The 15846-nt window shown below is 61.8% G+C and carries 18 protein-coding genes; all 18 read left to right on the top strand.

Going from position 1 to position 15846, the window contains the following annotated elements; all coding sequences use genetic code 11:
* The 18 genes from R4P64_RS07760 to R4P64_RS07675 all read left to right on the top strand — a co-directional run bounded on the left by R4P64_RS07760 (window position 1) and on the right by R4P64_RS07675 (window position 15840).
* Window positions 1-672, top strand: a complete 672-nt coding sequence (locus tag R4P64_RS07760; protein ID WP_317820112.1) for a hypothetical protein — start codon at window positions 1-3, stop codon at window positions 670-672.
* 45 nt (window positions 673-717) lie between these two features.
* A complete protein-coding gene (locus tag R4P64_RS07755) occupies window positions 718-1623 on the top strand; it encodes a major capsid protein (protein ID WP_411742648.1) in 906 nt (301 codons plus the stop codon).
* A gap of 20 nt (window positions 1624-1643) precedes the next feature.
* The gene (locus R4P64_RS07750) at window positions 1644-2201 is read left to right on the top strand and encodes an Ig-like domain-containing protein (protein ID WP_317820108.1); all 558 of its coding nucleotides are present in this window, start codon (window positions 1644-1646) and stop codon (window positions 2199-2201) included.
* 25 nt (window positions 2202-2226) lie between these two features.
* Window positions 2227-2619: a hypothetical protein gene (locus tag R4P64_RS07745; protein ID WP_317820106.1), complete on the top strand. Its 393-nt coding sequence runs from the start codon at window positions 2227-2229 to the stop codon at window positions 2617-2619.
* The gene (locus R4P64_RS07740) at window positions 2612-2962 is read left to right on the top strand and encodes a hypothetical protein (protein ID WP_317820104.1); all 351 of its coding nucleotides are present in this window, start codon (window positions 2612-2614) and stop codon (window positions 2960-2962) included. Before R4P64_RS07745 ends, R4P64_RS07740 begins: the two co-directional genes overlap by 8 nt.
* On the top strand, window positions 2959-3192 hold the full coding sequence (locus R4P64_RS07735) for a hypothetical protein (RefSeq protein WP_317820103.1): 234 nt from the start codon (window positions 2959-2961) through the stop codon (window positions 3190-3192). The genes R4P64_RS07740 and R4P64_RS07735 overlap by 4 nt, the downstream gene beginning before the upstream one ends.
* Window positions 3193-3395: 203 nt before the next feature.
* Complete coding sequence (locus R4P64_RS07730; protein WP_317820101.1) at window positions 3396-3809, top strand: hypothetical protein; 414 nt, start codon at window positions 3396-3398, stop codon at window positions 3807-3809.
* A 58-nt stretch (window positions 3810-3867) separates the two neighbouring features.
* Window positions 3868-4731 (top strand): Ig domain-containing protein, encoded by an 864-nt coding sequence (locus tag R4P64_RS07725; RefSeq protein WP_317820098.1) that lies wholly within the window; start codon window positions 3868-3870, stop codon window positions 4729-4731.
* 115 nt (window positions 4732-4846) lie between these two features.
* Entirely contained in the window at window positions 4847-5257 is a 411-nt protein-coding gene (locus R4P64_RS07720; RefSeq protein WP_317820096.1) for a hypothetical protein, read from the top strand.
* Complete coding sequence (locus R4P64_RS07715) at window positions 5185-5685, top strand: hypothetical protein (protein WP_317820094.1); 501 nt, start codon at window positions 5185-5187, stop codon at window positions 5683-5685. The genes R4P64_RS07720 and R4P64_RS07715 overlap by 73 nt, the downstream gene beginning before the upstream one ends.
* Before the next feature lie 191 nt (window positions 5686-5876).
* Complete coding sequence (locus tag R4P64_RS07710) at window positions 5877-10601, top strand: tape measure protein (RefSeq protein ID WP_411742647.1); 4725 nt, start codon at window positions 5877-5879, stop codon at window positions 10599-10601.
* A complete protein-coding gene (locus R4P64_RS07705; protein WP_317820090.1) occupies window positions 10586-11482 on the top strand; it encodes a hypothetical protein in 897 nt (298 codons plus the stop codon). Before R4P64_RS07710 ends, R4P64_RS07705 begins: the two co-directional genes overlap by 16 nt.
* Window positions 11479-13161, top strand: a complete 1683-nt coding sequence (locus tag R4P64_RS07700) for a phage tail protein (RefSeq protein WP_317820088.1) — start codon at window positions 11479-11481, stop codon at window positions 13159-13161. The genes R4P64_RS07705 and R4P64_RS07700 overlap by 4 nt, the downstream gene beginning before the upstream one ends.
* Before the next feature lies 1 nt (window position 13162).
* On the top strand, window positions 13163-13609 hold the full coding sequence (locus R4P64_RS07695) for a DUF2744 domain-containing protein (RefSeq protein WP_317820087.1): 447 nt from the start codon (window positions 13163-13165) through the stop codon (window positions 13607-13609).
* A complete protein-coding gene (locus R4P64_RS07690; protein ID WP_317820085.1) occupies window positions 13609-14469 on the top strand; it encodes a hypothetical protein in 861 nt (286 codons plus the stop codon). The genes R4P64_RS07695 and R4P64_RS07690 overlap by 1 nt, the downstream gene beginning before the upstream one ends.
* Window positions 14470-14493: 24 nt before the next feature.
* Complete coding sequence (locus tag R4P64_RS07685; RefSeq protein WP_317820083.1) at window positions 14494-15195, top strand: peptidoglycan-binding domain-containing protein; 702 nt, start codon at window positions 14494-14496, stop codon at window positions 15193-15195.
* Window positions 15192-15320: a hypothetical protein gene (locus R4P64_RS07680; RefSeq protein WP_317820081.1), complete on the top strand. Its 129-nt coding sequence runs from the start codon at window positions 15192-15194 to the stop codon at window positions 15318-15320. Before R4P64_RS07685 ends, R4P64_RS07680 begins: the two co-directional genes overlap by 4 nt.
* A gap of 1 nt (window position 15321) precedes the next feature.
* On the top strand, window positions 15322-15840 hold the full coding sequence (locus R4P64_RS07675) for a holin (RefSeq protein ID WP_317820079.1): 519 nt from the start codon (window positions 15322-15324) through the stop codon (window positions 15838-15840).
* Window positions 15841-15846 lie beyond the last annotated feature (6 nt).

Here is a 15846-nt window from a genome sequence, read left to right as displayed (position 1 = left end):
ATGCTCAACACGATTTCGAAGGTCATCGCACCCGAGGTTATCGACCCTCTGACGATCGGACGGGCCAGGTTCTGTGCTCGTCGAATGCATCCTCGCCGCGACGAAGGCGGGCACGCAGGCGGCGGCGGGAATGCGGGCGGCGAAGGCGGCGAAGGCGGGACCGGCGGTGAAGGTGGCACGGATGAAGGCAAGACGTTCAGCCAGGCGGACGTCGACCGTATCGTGCAGGGCCGACTCTCGAAGTACGCCGACTACGACGCCATCAAGACCGAGCGCGACGAGCTGAAGACGAAGACGGCCACCGCGCAGGAGCTCGAAGTCGAGAAGGCTCGCAAGGAGGGCCGCGACGAGGTCACTACCAAGGCGACCGAGCGTCTCGTCCGCGCCGAAGCTCGTGGCGTCGCGGCCGAACTCGGCTTCCACAACCCCGGTGAGGCGCACCTGTACATCGACATCACCAAAGTCCAGCTCAAGGATGACGACGTCGACGTCGACGCACTCAAGGAGTTGCTCACCGCGGCAACGAAAGACCGGCCGTATCTCCTCAAGGACGACGACGGTCATGGCTCCCATGTCGACGTCGGAATCGGTCGACGCGGCACAGCTCCCGAGCAGAAGCCGGGCATGCCCCGACTCGAATCCGCTTTCGACGCGCAATACCGCACCAAGTAACCGGCCGCCACACGGCGGCAACAACTCTCAGAAAGGAACAGTCACATGGCTGTCACTCTCGCTCAGGCTGCCGCTGTGGAGCCGGACCCCATCCGCAGGGGCGCAATCGAAACAATGCACCAGGTCTCGAACGTCTTCGACCGGCTGCCGATCGAAGCCATTCAGGGCAACGCCTACAGCTACGACACCGAGGGCGCACTACCCGGCACGGGATTCCGCACCGTCAACGAGGCGTATGTCGAGTCGACCGGCGTCATCAACATGCAGGAGGAGCGACTGCGCATCCTCGGCGGCGACGCGGATGTGGATAACTTCCTCGAAGCCACCTTCGGCGCAACTCGCGGCTCGCTCATGGCGCAGCAGGTTCGCATGAAGCTCATCTCCGCACATGGCACCTACGTCGATGCCATGTTCAACGGCGATGCCGAAGTCGACCCCAAGGGATTCGACGGCCTCCGCAAGCGCCTGATCAACAAGCAGGTCCTCGACTCCGAGCACGGCTACGGCAGCGATCTTTTCCTCGATGACCTCGACACGCTGTTCGCTCAGGTGCACGGCGGCCTGCCCGATGTCGTCTACACGCCGCAGGAGATCATCGCCCGGCTCAAGTCTCTCGGCCGCAAGATCGGCGGCGCGGACTACATCAACTCCGAGATCACCGGCAAGCGTGAATTCACTTGGAACGGCGTGCCGTTCATCGACCCCGGGGAGCACTGGAGCGGTCGGCGCATCCTGCCGTTCGAAACATCCGGCTCCGATCTCTATGCGCTGAAGTTCGCAAAGGGTTTCACCGAGCACGGCGTGATGGGCATCTCGAACGGCGGTTTGCAGGCCAAGTCGCTCGGCGAGCTACAGGAAAAGCCCGCCATCCGCACCCGCATCGACTTCTTCTGCGGATTCGTCGTCCAGGGCGGCAAGGCCGCTGCCCGCCTGACCGGCGTCAAGCGCTAACCAGAAAGGGATCACTCATCATGGCTGGAACAACCCCTCCCAAGACCACCACTCTCGCGGACGACACTCTCGACGCTCCGCAGAAGACATCCCCCGGTGACGCGCCCGCGGACACCTATGACCCGAAGGAGCGCGCCTCCTCAGCCGCTCCCGACAAGGCAGCCGCTGCTGCTGCCGGTCACCAGACTGTCAACGCCGTCAAGCTCGTCGGGACCATCCCCGACAATGCTCCGACCGGGACACGCACCGAGGTCTACGACGCGCCCCGGCCCGACGGCACCAAGGTCTCCGTCATCCGAAATGTCGATACCGGCGTAACGACGGCCATTCCCGTCGTCACATCCGTTGTCGTCACCCCGGCTACAACGTCGGTTGCGGTGGGCGCTACCCGAGCGCTGACCGTCAAGAGTCAGGCCAACACCACGCTGACCACGGGCGTGAGGTTCTCGACGTCCGACGCTGCTATCGCGACCGTCAACGCGGCCGGCGTCATTACCGGTGTCGCCGCGGGCACGGTCACTGTCACCGCGACATTCGGCACCCGCACCGGCACAACCGCAGTCACCGTCACGGCGTAGTCCGTTACCGAGGAAAGGGGCGCAGATGCCCGAACAACCCGCATTCATCACAATCGAGGATCTGCGCCCCTACCTCCCAGGTAGGCCGGACACCGACCTACAGGACTACATCGACGACGCACTCGGCATCGCCATACAGATCGCGCCGTGCATCGAACGACCATCGTTCGCTCACCGCGCGGCGCTGAAAGGGATCCTTCGCTCAGCGATCCGATACAACGCCTCCGCTGGCAACGGATCTGTCACGCAGACCTCGTCGGGCCCGTTTCAGAAGACGACCGACACCAGGCAGGCGCAATCCGGAATCCTGTTTTCTCCAGCGCAGGTGGAACGACTCGAGGCTATGTGCAAGTCGACCGTCCCGACGCAGGGCGCATATTCCGTTCCGTTTGGCCGTCCGGAGTCGCTCTATGGTTGATCCGGAATTCGAGTGCACGATGCCGATCAGATACCGGCGCAAGATCCCGTCGACGGAAGTCAGCCCGCGCGGTAATGAGGTCGAGAAACATGCCGACGCAACCGAGGAGAAGGTCTGGGCCTGGTACACGGGCGACGAGGCCACACCGACAGACGGGCACGCTCAGCGTGAGTCAATCGACGCGACCTGTTACCCGCCAACGGATCTCGGCGTCAAGCCTGGCGATCTGATCGAACTCCCCGGCGAGGGTTGGCTCAAGGTCGTCAAAGTCGGCAACTATGACAACAATCCCGATTTCGTCCCCGGAATCGTCGATGTCAAACTCCGAAGGGTGGACGGATGAGCGACACGATTGTTCTTGTGCGTCACGTCGACGGCGAAAGTCGTTACGACACAACGACATTCGTTACCGAAGACAAGACCGGACACCTGCTGGTCTATGCGGACCCGACCAAGCATGAGCTACTTGCGATTTACAACGCGAATGGCTGGTTCTCCGCCGAATTCGTAGACAAGGTGGTGAATGACGATGGCACAGCGGAAGTTCGTGCCGAGGCCCAATGCCCTGTATGAAGTTCGAACCTCATCCCAGGCGTTCGCATGGATTGATCGCACGGCAGCAGCAATGGCCGCGGCGGCTGGCCCCGGATTCGAGTGGTCCTCGCGCGTTGGCCGGAAGAATCCGCAAGGTCGCGGTCGTGCGATCGTCTACCCCGCCACATTCGCGGCCCGCCGGAAGAACGCGAACGAGAACACATTGGTGAGGGTGATGGGTAGTGTCCGGTGACCTGATCATCCCCGCCTCTGCAGAAACCGTGCTTGCCACACTGATTCGGGAGCAGATGCCCGCCCACCTCGACGTGTGGGTAGGCACTGAAGCTCCGAACCCGCGCCGCAGTGGAGTCAGGGGCCGCAAGGTCCGGGTCTCGCGGACACCTGGCGGCGGAATGGCCGCACACGGCCGAACCGATCACGTCTTCGCCCTGATCGAATGCTGGGCAGATACCGAAGACGAGGCCGACGACCTCGCCGCAGTCGTCCGCGCCATCATGAAGGCCTCACGCAGCCGAACCGTTCTCGGCACCTTCGTCCGGTGGTGGAAAGAGAACAGCGGCCCGTATCGCTGGCCGGATGAATCCGACCAGGAGCGTTACCAGTTCACCGGAGAGCTCCTCCTGAAAATCGGCTGACCTCAACACATCCCAACCTTTCAAGGCCCGGTGCAACGAACCCTGAAAGGGCTGAATCATGGTCGACACCAGCACAATGACATACGTCGCAAACCCTCCGCTCGACGGCGGCGTACTCCGTTCCGCGAAGCTCGGAACCACGATGCCGGCAACCACGTACGAAGAGCTCGCTGCCGCGTTCCTCGCGAACGATTACGGCGAGATCGGCGACTCCGGCTTCGCCATCAACCGGACCAAGACCACCACGAAGACCCGTAAGTTCGGCGGCGGTGTGTCGCGAGTGATCACCACCGAGACCGACAGCACGGTCAAGATCACCCTCAACGAGGTCAACAACCCCGTCGTGCTCCGAGCGATCAACGGCGCTGCGAACGTCACCGTTCACGATCCCAATGAGCATGGACAGCAGATCACGGTCTACCAGACCAGCGACGACCTGCCGATCGAATCGTGGGTGATCGACTCCATCGACGGCGAGCAGGAAAAGCGCCACGTCATCGAAAAGGGTCAGATCATCGAGATCGCGGAGGTTGTGAACGTCCACACGGCGCTCACGCAGTATCAGGTCACGATCCAGGTGTACGAGTCCACGACGAACGCCCGTAAGGGTGTCAACGTCATCGAGCTGATCAACGACACCACCAAGGCCGTCGTCAGTCCTCTCGCAATCAGCACGACCACGCTGCCCGCGGGCAAGGTCGGCACGCCGTACTCGCAGACGCTCACCTCCACTGGCGGTACAGGTGCAAAGAAGTGGACCAGCACCGGCACCCTGCCCGCTGGCCTGACGCTCTCCTTGGCCGGCGTCCTCTCGGGCACCCCCACCGCAGCCAGCACCCCGTCGATCACCTTCAAGGTCACCGACTCCGCCACTCCGGCAGTCGAGGTCACCAAGGCGATCGTCGTCACCGTCACTGTCTGATGAACCCACCCGGCAGGGGTTGATTCACACCCCACTGCACCGGGCCGCCCTTGCCGGGTGGCCTCAAAGGCCCGGTCGCATTTCTCCCATTGGAACAACTGAAAGGCCTGGTGCAATGGCTGGCTACGTGTACAACCCCGCAGAGTTCAAGAAGTTTCCCGTCGAGATCGTCGAGAACGGTAAGACCGTCAAATACGAGATTCCTCTCACCAGCTACATCCCTCCCGAAATCACCGACTATGCCGACGCGATGATCGTCAAGCGCACCAACGAAGTTCAGAAGGTGCGCGACGAGCGCAACGAGAAGCGCCAACCCATTGTCGGGGCTGACCCGGAGACGACCTACCCGACCAACTTGGACGCCCTGGGGTGGATGCTCGAGATGCTCGAACCGGAACTCGCTGAGCATGTGTCGAAATGGCCCTACGGCGCACGAAGCGAACTCTGGAAAAAGTGGCAGGACGAATCGAACCTGTCGGTGGAAAAATCCGAAGCCTCCTCCGACTCCTCCGACGCGACGGAGTAGAGGGGGCGATCCGCTCTGACCTGATCAATGCTGGCAGGTCGCTCGACGAGCTCGGCCGCACGTTGTCCTGGCTGGACTTTGACGCATGGCTCACATATCTGCCGGGAAGCAGTGCGTACCGAAGACTCATCGACCCCCTTGGTGCATTCTCCGACGTCGCGCCTGATCTCACACTCGCGCTGCTAGACGAGATCCGCGGCCTGCGCCTGCAGCTCGGCGGCGACGCATCCAGGCAAGCAGAAGAATCCACCATCGACCGGATACGGCGAGTGCTAGCTGCACGCGAACTCCCGACGGCCGCAATCGACACCCCGGCTGACGTCATCGACATCCGCAGCAAGAAATCCTCTGCGACACAAAGCAGGAAGAGTCCGCCACCTAGCAATATCCGCGAACGACTCGCACGCGCTCACGCCGCATACAACTAGTCACCACACGAAACGACCGCCCGAGGCATCTGTCGCGGGCGGTCGTTTTGCATATCCAAAGGAGGTGAATCCAATTGACCGAGTTGGGAGTTGGCTACCTTTCGATCGTTGCGGACACCAGCAAGATTCCCGGCCAGGTCAATACGGCACTTGGCAGCGCACAAGCATCGGCAACCAGTACTGGCAGGTCGATGGGCTCCAAGATCGCGAGCGGAATCGGGTCGACGCTGAAAGGCGGTGCCATGGCTGCCGGTGCCGTGGCTGCAACGGCACTAACCCTCGGCATGCAACGCGTTGTCGCCATCGATGACGCCAAGGGCAAGCTCGCAGGCCTAGGTCATACGGCCGAGGGCGTCACCACCATTATGGATTCCGCGCTGGCGTCCGTGAAGGGTACGGCATTCGGAATGGGTGACGCTGCGACGATCGCAGCCTCTGCAGTCGCCGCCGGCATTAAGCCCGGGCAAGAGTTGACGAAGTACCTCAGCCTCACCGGCGATGCGGCGACCATCGCTGGCTCATCGCTCGAGGAAATGGGCTCGATCTTCAATAAGGTCCAGACCTCTGGCAAGGCGTACACCGACAACCTAAATCAGCTTTCCGATCGCGGAATTCCGATCTTCCAGTGGCTCGCTGACGAATATGGCGTCACTCAGGACGCCCTGTCGAAGATGGTCAAGGAAGGCAAGGTCGACGCCGAGACCTTCAACAAGGTCATCCAGGAAAATATCGGTGGCGCAGCGCTCGAATCCGGTAAGACACTTCGCGGTTCATTCGCGAACATGAAGGCGGCACTCGGTCGTGCCGGCGCTGCTGTAATCGAGCCCTTCGTGCCGATGATGAAGGCTGGACTCGGCAAGATCGGCGAATTTACTGACAAAATCACGCCGCACCTAACGGTCGGTGCCACCAAAGTTGCATCCGGATTGACCGATATGGGTCGTGCATTCCAATCCTCGGGCGAGTCCATCGACGGTCCAGCAAACAAGATGGAACGCTTCGGCATCAAAGCCCGACAGGTTGTCGAAGGCGTCAAGGGCGTCTGGTCGATCCTCACTACCGGCGATCACCTGGGGATGTCGAAGACGTTCGGACTCGAAGAAGACTCGACAGTAGTCACGACGCTGCTCAAGATCCGCGAAACTGCAATCGGCGTGAAAGGCATCCTCTTCAAGGGTGAGTACACCAGTCCGATCTGGGGGCAACTTCAGGACTCCAAGGCTGTCGATGTCTTATTTCGCATCCGCGAAGGCGCACAGGCGCTTTGGGATGTCATCAAGTCCCCATCCGGCGAGAAGTTCACAACCTTCCTCGACACAGTCAAGGGCACTGGCGATGAAGCCGCTGGCGCGATGGGCAAGGTTGAGTCCGGCGCTACCACTCTCACTGGTGCACTGAAGTCGGTAGGTTCGGCTGTCGCTGGCGATGCGACCGCACTCATCGGGCTCGGCGGCGATACCGCGACAGTCGCAGTGTCTGGACTCCGAGTTGCAGGCAATGCGATGGGATTCCTGGCTGATCACTCGACGATCGCACAGGTCGCGGTGGTTGGGCTCGCTGGCGCGTTGGTCAGTATCAAAGCAACCACGGCTATCGGCAACATTGGCCGATTCCTGACGGCAATTCAAACGCCGGCAACGCTGCTGGTGCAGCGCCAGCTCACTGCTGCTCTGAATCAGCACACCGCGGCATTGACCGCGAATACTGCTGCCACGAACGGAGCGGTACCCGCAGCGACGCGAAGTACCGCTGCAAGGGTTCGCGAGGCTATCGCGACCAGTACTGCAGCATCATCGCTTACCGCATACGCAGCGGCCCAACGAGTCGCGGCGGCACAGTCCGGGGTCTTCGTGGGAGGCATGCGTCAGGCTGCAGCAGGTGTAGCGACATTCGCGGGACGCGTCCAAGGTGTTGCTGGCGCAACCCTTTCGGGAATGCGTTCAGGGTTGCAACGAGTCGGGTCGATGCTTGGCCCTGGCGGATTGTTCACGGTAGGCCTAATAGCTGGCACGGTGGCAATCGGCGCGTTCATCTCGGCATCGAACACGATGGATCGCAATCTCGAGGAGAACCGAAACTCGGCGGCCAAGTATGCGAAGTCAATGGTCGACTTCCGATCCCAACTCAACGACGCTTTCATGGAGTCGAGTGGCACGATCGATTCGGGCGTGAAATCGGCTGTTTCCGGACAGATTCAAGCCGTCGAAGACGATCTCGATGCTGCAGCTAAGCGCATGCCCAGCAAGATGGGATACGTCACCTCGTTTGTCAACGAGTTCTTCGGCCTCGATCGCGACAATCAGCTAAGTGACGCGATGGGCTTGGCAGACGCCGCGGAGGACGCGGAGAAGGCTCAGTCCGCCCTCGATTCACTCAATTTCAGCCAGAAGGATATGGCGAATGCCGTCACGGGCACAGAGGCACAGTGGCGGAAATTCTCAACCGCCCTGAAGAACACCGGCCCTGACGGCGAAATCGCACTGGCGAAGTTCTCCGACATGCGAACCGAGTTCATCGAGTCGCAGTCGACGGCAGGGCAATTCAAGGCCGCGTTGGATGACATCAATTCTGGTGCGGTCTCTGCTGCTTCAGGCGTCGACGGTCTAACGGCAGCGATGAATCGCCAGCTTAAGGACTCGATGACACTTGAGGATGCTCAAGCCAATGCGACTTTGACGCTGGATCGATTTGCGCAGGCCATGCAAAACACCGGTTCCGAAGCGTTTCTCGCGTCAGGACAGCTGGACTTGAGCACCAAGTCCGGGGCCACACTGCACGGAGAGATGCAGAACGTTGCGTCTGCTTTCTTCCAGGCCGGGTCTGCCGCGAAACAGCATGCGGTAGATACGAAAATGAGTAGCGGCGATGCTGCTGACGCTGTCGAAGCCGCCGGACAGCGCATCGTTGACGACTTCATTCGTCAGTATGTGGAGGCCGGGAAAACGGAGGAGCAGGCTCGGGCAGTGCTGGCCCAGTACGGCCTGTTCCCGAAAGAACTCCCGACGAAGATTTCGTTGACTGGCGCGGAAGAGGCGCAGGCTGCGATCAACAACTTCATTGCCGCGAACGACGGTCGAAGTATCGGCGTCCAGATCCTGCAGCACATCGTCCAGCCGCCCAGCGGTCCAGCGATGCCGACGACCTTGGAGGGAATGTACGGAGTCCCTGGCGGATACGCCGGGATGCGGGTGCCGGGATATGAAACCGGCGGGAAACTGCCAACTACAGGGCCGGGTACCAACATTGTGGATGGGTTCCTTGGGGTCGATTCCAACGGAATTCCGACTGCTCGCGTCAACCGTGGCGAGTGGGTCATCAATGACCGCTCGTCGGAGAAGTATGACCGCGAGCTTGCGTCGATCAATGCGGGCACTTTCCCGAAGCTGCCGGGCTACGTCGCTGGCGGAGTCGTCGGTAGCCGTGATCTGACTGACTTCGTCACTGGTCGCATACCTGGTGTGAAGCCGCTGACCGGTGATCCGTACGTCTTCGGTGGAATCAACTGGGGTGACTGCAGCGCAGCGATGTCGGCGATTGCCCGCTTCGCGGTTGGGCTCGCTCCGTTCGCGGCCAGGTTCGCGACGGGCAACATGGGGGCCGCCCTCGCGGGCATGGGCTTCCAGTCCGGCCGCGGCGCATCCGGCGACCTCCGGTTCGGTTGGTACAACGGCGGACCATACGGCGGCCACGCGGCCGGAACACTGCCCGATAACACGAACGTCGAGATGGGCGGCTCGTACGGCGGCGGAATGGTCGGCGGCACTGCCGGATCGAATCATCCGAGCATGACCAACCATGCATTTATGCCGATCCGAGCCAGTGCGTCGGTGCGCGGCCGAAAGGCCGCAGTGTGGAGCGAGAAGCAGGAGGCCGATCTCAAGGCTGCCGAGATCGCTGTGCGGAAGGCAGAGGAGGCGCGCACCGAAGTAGAGAACGCGGTCGCCGAAGGCAAGAAGACTCAGACCGATCTCGACGGCGCGAACAACAAGGTCGAGAAGGCGCAGATCAAGCTCACCGACATGCAGTCCAAAAAGGACGGCATCCTCGACGGCACCGCCGATGCGCCCGCCCCGCAGGCACCGGCACTCTCGCGCATGTTCACCGATGCGGAGGTTGAGCGGATTGACGCGCAGCTCGCCGTCCAGTCCGCGAATGAGCGTCGAAATGATGTCTACAACGACCCTCAGTCGAGTGACGACGAGATCGACAAGGCCGACGCCGAACTGTACAAGGCGGAGAAGGCGCTTCGAGAGATTGGTTTGCCGAAATCGGGCGATGGACCGACGTCGTGGTCCGGCATTGCTGGGGACTTCGCGAAGGAAGCAGCGTCCGGGTTCGTCTCGGATGCGTTGGGAGTGTTCGGCATTCCGGACGAGATGCCGCCTGCACTGCAGGCGGCGAAGATGTTCAATGAGGCGCAGAAGGCTCAAGCGCCATACCTGATCGAACCGTCCGCGAACGAGCGGGCAATGGGAGCTCAGGTCACCACGTCTCCGTCGATGATCGCTGCAGATAGTCCGGCGATCTACAACCCTGCCGAAGGTGTTGCACGGTGGGGCGATTCCGTCGCCAGAGGTCAGGACGGGGTCGCAGCGCTGCTCGCGGAGATCGACAGGTTCCGCGGCGCAGCACGATACGCGGGCGGTGGTCCGGTCTCCGGAGAGAGCGGCGTCGACAAGGTTCCGGCGTGGCTCACAGCTCGTGAGTTCGTCGTCAATGACGTCGACGCGAATGCTGGTCAGAATCCGGCGATCTTGCGCGCCATGAACAACGGCGCTCGGTTCTCGCTCGATCAGGGCGGGCGCGGCGGAACGGTCAACAACTTCCACGGAATTCTCAACGCCGAGGACGTCATCAAGAGATTGCGAATCAAGGAAATGCAGGATGCTGCATCGCACAGATGGGGGCCTGGATAATGGACGACCTCTACATGTTCGAGATCGAAGCACCCAACGGAGACCGGGCCACCATTCACGGCCCGGGCTCCGGCCGCGAAGGCATCGAACTCGACATAAACCCGAAAGGCCTCTGGGAAACGCCGACAACGACTATCTGGACCGAAGGCGCAAACCAGGAGGGCGGCACGTACGGCGGCTTCAAGCACAACATGCAGGACGTCATTCTGCCGGTGCATATTTCACCGACAGATGACATGTCCTGGCAGCAGGTGAAATCCCGATGGTCGGCGATGTGGGAGTTCGAACGGCAAACGAAACTTGTGGCTACGTCGTCGTCAGGCGTTCGGCGTCTCGGTCTGCAGAAGATCGAGACGCCGAAGTTCGAGCCGGTCACCGATCCTGGATTCAACCGGTACGGCTTCATGATCATGACGCTCCGTGCTGGATGGCCGTTCTGGATCGAGAAGGATGAGATCGACGTCTTCCAATCGAAGACTGGAGAACTCAACGGGTATGTGACGCTGTCGAATCCGACGAATCGTCCGATGCATCTCAAGTGGGTGATCGACGCGCCGCAGGGCGGTCAGGTCACGCTTCCGGACTTCTCCTGGATCACCGATCCGGAGCATGAGGACTACGAGTGGCGTGGGCGCGTGGTCGATGTGCCCACGCTCGTGGCAGGCGAGAACCTCGTCATCCGAACGTATCCCGACGAGCCGACCTACGAGTCGAACATCAACCCGTTGTTCTGGGCGCGCGCGAACTCGAAGGAATTCGAGTTCGCTGTCCCGCCGCACACGCTGCCGATCGACGTACCGATCGAGTGCACGAAGGCGAATATGACTGTCGCGGTGTATCAACCGCGTCACTGGACGATGGTGTCAGGGGGTGAAGAATGACAGCCCCCGTAGCCGACAATCCACTCCTGCACGACCAAGAGTTGATGGATCGAATGCAGTCGATCCTCGATGCGTCCGAGCGCAAGAAAGAGCACCAAATTCGTCGACGTCGCAAGCCTGCCAAGGCGAACCTGTACGACGGCGACATGGTCTACCGCGGGCGGATCTCGACCGAGTGGGAACTGTCCGTCAAGTGGATCAAGAATAACAGCGGTCCCGGTCGAGTTGTTCTGCCGGCAAATCACTATCTGACGAAGTGGGCAGTCGACCCGTACGGGCGGGCAAAGCAGAACGTGCACATGATCGTCGAGAAGGACGGTGCACGTTGGGGTGGGCGCATGCAGCGCGCTCGACGTGCTGCAGACCGCGACGGCAAGCGGTTCGTCACGCTCGAATTCCTCGACGACTACGAGGAACTCAAGCACCTGCTCGTCTGGAGCAACCCGTTCCTCATGGCGGCGGTGCAGTTCCCGCGGGCATTTACCCTCGCGGGGCCGTCGATCTACATGCTCAAGTTGGCCCTGTTCCTCAACATCATGAGGCTCGAGGGGAACTGGTGGGCGCTGCCTGATGATCCGCTGGACCTGTCTCAGTGGACGCAGGGACTGGACATGTCGAACTGGAACATGGTCGTCAAACCCGGCTCCCTCCTGCAGGACTCGTCTCCTCCTACGGTGTTGTCGAGCCGTTTCAAGTACTGGCATGACCTTGCCGCGCCGACCCTCGGTGACGGTCAACTCATGGTCACGACCCGCCGATACCTCGATGGCGATCCACCTCCGTGGCCGGGCGCGAACCTGCGTCACGGAACGATTGTCTTCGACATCGTCGACAAGTCCGGCTACTGGAGCGAGACCTCGACCGGCGGCACGATCTGGGACGGACTCAAGCGGACCATCGTCAACATCGCCGACAACCTCATCGACGAAACTCTCACGCAGGTCATCGATCCCGTCGACCCGTATGAGAACACGGTCGGCAAGTGGATCGGCACCTACCCGCGCGCGCCATATGTCGTCTACCGCGACGGGCGAATATCCGGGATGGAAGTCTCCGACTGGTGCCACACGCACGGCGGCGCAGTGCAGATGGTCACCGGCGGACACTCGGCACCGGGAGTTGACGAGGGCATCTCGGCGGCAATCCAGTTCGGGCTCAACAACCTCGGCGCGACGATCTTCCAACCGACAGTCGGCACGATCGCCGACACGTTCCTCAAGCCGATCTACAGCGGCACGCTCGGCGCGTGGATATCCGTGAAAAGTCCTGTGCGAGCACTCAAGTACGGGTGGTCGCACTATCACGAGGACATGGTCTCGGGCGGCGACCGGGCCTACACACTGTCGTCGATCATGAAGATCCGCGAGGGCTTCTGGAAGTCACGTCCGCGCATCACGCACCGAATGGAACTCGGCGACGGAAGACCGTACTTCATCGGCGATAACGGGCAAGGCCACTTCTTCATCGGTGACCGCATCGGCTCAACGTTGCGCGACGTCGGCCGGCGCGGGCAGATCTACGTCGAGCAAGTCGGCGAGATCGAGTACTTCCACGATCGCGGCAAGCGTGGCTGGACCGCGACCACTGGTGAGCCCGAAGACCTCGAATCCCCGAACGAGCGCGGACTGCGGCAGGTCGCGAATCTCGCTGGGGCGGCACATGACCTAGGAGTGATCTGACATGGCAATTCCCACCCAGGCAACCGCGAATATGGACGACCCGGAGGAGCATGTCCTCTGGGCGCTCATGGGTGCGATCACCGACCCGGACGGCAATACCCTTCTCACGACCGAGGAGTGCCTGCGGAAGGCGTCGAAGATTCTGGTCGATGCGGGGTACCGGCACGTTGCAGAGCTGCAGACTAGGAAGCAGATCATTCCGGGTGGCGCGGAGTCGGTGCACTGGCTCGGCGTCGGCGCGGTCGAGTGGGTCGACATGGACGCGCCCGATCCCGAGGTTGCCGAGATGCGAACATCTGCAGCCGATGACCTCGACCTCGACGCCGAGTCGGGGGCGGCACTCATTCGACTCGTTGCGCGTCTGCAGGAACGCGGAGTGATCCGGGCACCCGAGGAGGCCGCACCCACCGAGGACGTCGCGCAGGTTCGCACGATCGAGGTGGACTGATGGGTATCGCACCGGACAATCCATATCCCGATGGCGCGTACGGAAAACGCGGCACGATGCGCGGATTCCAGGACATCGACGAAGCCGAGGCCAAGCGCCGTATGCGCAAGCCTGTCGACGACTCGAACAACACCGCGTGGAACAGGCTTTTCGGTGGCCTGTTCGCAGGTTTCAGTGGATTCGGGATGCTGCTCGACAACATCGCGACAGCGATCTTCGGCGGCGGCCCGTTCGACCCAGCCTCTGCAATGGGTCGGATTCAGACCCGCGGCATTGTGATCAACACGTTGCAGAGCACAACGCAGAAGCTCGAAGGCATCATCGGCTACGGGTCCTGGGTTCCGAGCCAGAACAAGTACATCGGCCTCATCAGCAGTGCCGATGGCCGGGTGATGCAGTTCGACACCCAGCAAGGACCGAAGGTCGGCGTCGAGCTGTACACCGACCCACTACTGGCGAACAACAAGATCATCCGCCTCAAGTCCGAGGGCCTGTGGGAAATCAAGGCGCAGACCAAGGCTCGTGAAACCAACTTCACGGGACTGGACAAAATCCGCCTCGATATCGTCGTGCGTGCCCCGGACGGCAGTGAGTACTACCGCCGCTCGGCCGATGGGCTTGCCCACAAAAATGAAGGGCTCACACTCAACCCGGTCGGAGACGGTGAAGGCTGCGTGAAGGGCGACCTCTTCGTTGTCGTCCCCGAGCCCGACTACACCGTGCATATCGAAATGTTCACCGGCCGCTGGCGCTGGTTCTACGGCGGCTCGCAATGGGCGGGACTGAGCGTGCTCAAACACTCATCGGAAGTGGAACACACGGGCGTCGTTAATCCCGGCGACCCGCCGATCGCTTCGTAACGCAACCCAACATCAGGAGAAGCCATGACTTTCCGCAACTACAAGGGCAACAGCATTTCCGAAGCCGGTTGGCGCATCTGCGACCGCAACGAATGCGAGATCGTCACCACCGCACCCTTTATGGACACAGCTCCACTCCGTCGCGGTGCCCCGGCAATCATTCTCGGCTCGTTCGCAGGATGGCTACACCGGAACGTGCGACCGTTCACCTCGCCGGTCTGGGGCTGGTCGTTCGAGAACTCCGTGGCGAACTCGAACCATCTCGCGGGCGTATCGCTGGACTTCTGGGCACCAATCCGGCCGATGGGCCGATACACAATGCCCGCGAATGAAGTCAATCTCGTCCAGCGCGGACTCGAGCTTCACCCCGAAGTGCTCTGGGGTCGCTCGTGGAACTACCCCGACGAGATGCACTTCCAGATGCGCTACCGAGAGGGGGACCCCCGCAACGACGCTGGTGTGAAACGCATCCTCGGCGGCAACCCCACGCCCACTCCCGGCCCGTCCGTTTCGCGTCCGACGCTCATGCGTGGCAGCCAGGGCGTGCATGTGAGCTACCTGCAGGCGCTCTTCAATCGGGCATACCCCGCCTATTCGAAACTGGCGGTCGACGGCGACTTCGGTTCGGCAACCGAGGCTGTCGCACGCGAATTCCAGCGTCGCGCAAACCTCGGTGTCGACGGCATCGTCGGCCCGGCCACCTGGCGAGCGTTGGGCGTCAGATGATCGTCCTCTCGATCGCGGCCGTCGTCGTCGCAGTGTCAGGCGGCCTGCTCTGGGTCGCCTGGCGCTGGGCGCGCGGCTTCGACTCCATCTCCAATTCCGATCACTACGAACGAAGGAACTACTGACATGGCTGAATCCGATAACACCATCACAGTCGGCGTCGAGCTCGTCGGCGCGCACTCTATCCTCGCGAAAGCCTTCTGGCTGGACCTGCTCGACCGCACCGGCAAGACATTCATCCAAACGCTGGTCATCTTCCTTGCTGGCGGCGCAACGCTCGTGTCGGTCTCGTGGACGTCGGCGCTGTCCTCAGCCGCGCTTGCGGCACTCGTGTCGCTCCTGATCGCGCTGTCGACGTCGACGGCAATCACGTCCGGGAACTTCCTGATCGACCTGGCTGATCGAGTTGGGCGAACCTTCATCAGTGCGCTGGTGGGTGCAATCCCGGCTACCGGCACGCTCTCCGACATCGACTGGCGCGCCGCTCTCACCCTGGCTGCAACCGCTGCGCTGGTGTCGGTGCTGACGTCACTGGCCTCGAGCAACTTCGGTGCGACCAAGGGCCTGCCTTCGCTCGCGCCTGTGCAGCCCGAGCTGATTGCAATCGAAGCTGGACCGGACGACGGCGGCAGCGGCCCCTTCTGATCACCC

Origin of the sequence: Rhodococcus sp. IEGM 1366 (assembly GCF_033142425.1) — a bacterium.
GTDB lineage: Bacteria > Actinomycetota > Actinomycetes > Mycobacteriales > Mycobacteriaceae > Rhodococcus_F > Rhodococcus_F globerula.
The sequence above is the reverse complement of the archived record's forward strand: the minus strand, read 5'-3'. Positions and strand labels throughout refer to the sequence as shown.

Coding starts and splice junctions, on each gene's coding strand:
- R4P64_RS07760 (WP_317820112.1), top strand. CDS start 1: ATGCTCAACACGATTTCGAAGGTCATCGCACCCGAGGTTATCGACCCT.
- R4P64_RS07755 (WP_411742648.1), top strand. CDS start 718: ATGGCTGTCACTCTCGCTCAGGCTGCCGCTGTGGAGCCGGACCCCATC.
- R4P64_RS07750 (WP_317820108.1), top strand. CDS start 1,644: ATGGCTGGAACAACCCCTCCCAAGACCACCACTCTCGCGGACGACACT.
- R4P64_RS07745 (WP_317820106.1), top strand. CDS start 2,227: ATGCCCGAACAACCCGCATTCATCACAATCGAGGATCTGCGCCCCTAC.
- R4P64_RS07740 (WP_317820104.1), top strand. CDS start 2,612: ATGGTTGATCCGGAATTCGAGTGCACGATGCCGATCAGATACCGGCGC.
- R4P64_RS07735 (WP_317820103.1), top strand. CDS start 2,959: ATGAGCGACACGATTGTTCTTGTGCGTCACGTCGACGGCGAAAGTCGT.
- R4P64_RS07725 (WP_317820098.1), top strand. CDS start 3,868: ATGGTCGACACCAGCACAATGACATACGTCGCAAACCCTCCGCTCGAC.
- R4P64_RS07720 (WP_317820096.1), top strand. CDS start 4,847: ATGGCTGGCTACGTGTACAACCCCGCAGAGTTCAAGAAGTTTCCCGTC.
- R4P64_RS07710 (WP_411742647.1), top strand. CDS start 5,877: ATGGGCTCCAAGATCGCGAGCGGAATCGGGTCGACGCTGAAAGGCGGT.
- R4P64_RS07705 (WP_317820090.1), top strand. CDS start 10,586: ATGGGGGCCTGGATAATGGACGACCTCTACATGTTCGAGATCGAAGCA.
- R4P64_RS07700 (WP_317820088.1), top strand. CDS start 11,479: ATGACAGCCCCCGTAGCCGACAATCCACTCCTGCACGACCAAGAGTTG.
- R4P64_RS07695 (WP_317820087.1), top strand. CDS start 13,163: ATGGCAATTCCCACCCAGGCAACCGCGAATATGGACGACCCGGAGGAG.
- R4P64_RS07690 (WP_317820085.1), top strand. CDS start 13,609: ATGGGTATCGCACCGGACAATCCATATCCCGATGGCGCGTACGGAAAA.
- R4P64_RS07685 (WP_317820083.1), top strand. CDS start 14,494: ATGACTTTCCGCAACTACAAGGGCAACAGCATTTCCGAAGCCGGTTGG.
- R4P64_RS07680 (WP_317820081.1), top strand. CDS start 15,192: ATGATCGTCCTCTCGATCGCGGCCGTCGTCGTCGCAGTGTCAGGCGGC.
- R4P64_RS07675 (WP_317820079.1), top strand. CDS start 15,322: ATGGCTGAATCCGATAACACCATCACAGTCGGCGTCGAGCTCGTCGGC.